Origin of the sequence: Glutamicibacter sp. NPDC090743 (assembly GCF_044769125.1) — a bacterium.
Lineage (GTDB): Bacteria > Actinomycetota > Actinomycetes > Actinomycetales > Micrococcaceae > Glutamicibacter.
The window spans coordinates 1-1184 of sequence record NZ_JBIVXE010000007.1 but is presented as its reverse complement, the minus strand read 5'-3'; the positions used below and the strand labels follow the sequence as shown (position 1 = coordinate 1184).

Below are 1184 nucleotides of genomic sequence, written 5' to 3'. Positions count from 1 at the left end.
GGTTGTCATCACGCTTGAAGCCGCCACGGTCATCATTGCGGAAGCCACCGCCACGGTTGTCATCGCGACGCTCGCCGCGGAAACCACCACGGTCATCATTGCGGAAACCGCCACCGCGGTTGTCGTCACGCTTGAAGCCGCCACGGTCATCATTGCGGAAACCGCCGCCACGGTTGTCATCACGCTTGAAGCCACCGCCACGGTTGTCATCGCGTTTGAAGCCACCGCCACGGTTGTCATCGCGTTTGAAGCCACCACCGCGGTTGTCATCGCGTTTGAAGCCACCACCGCGGTTGTCATCACGCTTGAAGCCACCACCGCGGTTGTCATCACGCTTGAAGCCACCACCGCGGTTGTCATCGCGACGCTCGCCGCGGAAACCACCACGGTCATCATTGCGGAAACCGCCACCGCGGCTATCGTCACGCTTGAAGCCACCACCGCGGTTGTCATCACGCTTGAAGCCACCGCCACGGTTGTCATCGCGACGCTCGCCACGGAAGCCAGCACGGTCATCATTGCGGAAAACGCCACCGCGGTTGTCATCACGCTTGAAGCCACCACCACGGTTGTCGTCGCGCTTGAAGTCACCGCCGCGGTCAGCATTACGGTCACCGCGGAAGCCACCACGGTTATCGTCGGTGCGCTTGAAATCACTACGGTCGTCGCGACGCTTGAAGCCATCGCGGGAGTTGTTGCGGTTTGAATCTGAGTTCCGGAAGTCGCCTCGTCCGTTGTCGGAGTTACGGCGGAATTCGTTAGACATCTAATGTCCCCTTCAGCGGCTATCTCAATACCGCAACCTTCGTGTTTGCCTTTGCAAATCACTTCACTATTAACTATTCAGCATGCCCTCGAGGCATGTACATCTAAATTCAAGTCTACGGGAGGCACGAGTCATACCATAGGGAAACGGGTCCAATGTGGCAAGACACTCAGTGGCGGCCCTAAGGTTGCCCCCCAGCCATCGACGCATGCGTAGCCGATCGAAGCCCATTGATAGATTCAACTCTTCTAAAAGGGGTTAACGACAAAAAGGGCCCAGCATGAAACTGAACCCATAGGCTTTAGCAAGTCGATTACCAGGGGACGGGTTAAACAGGTGAGGCCCCGGCACCAAACGGTACCAGGGCCTCAAACCATCTACTCAAGTTAAGTCCGGCGGTGACCTACTCTCCCACACC

The 1184-nt window shown here is 57.7% G+C and carries 1 protein-coding gene; it reads left to right on the top strand.

Annotation, left to right across the window (positions count from 1 at the left end; translation table 11 throughout):
• Window positions 1-706: hypothetical protein (locus tag ACIQTS_RS14670; RefSeq protein ID WP_402473758.1), on the top strand; the 706-nt coding region annotated here is incomplete at its 5' end.
• Window positions 707-1184 lie beyond the last annotated feature (478 nt).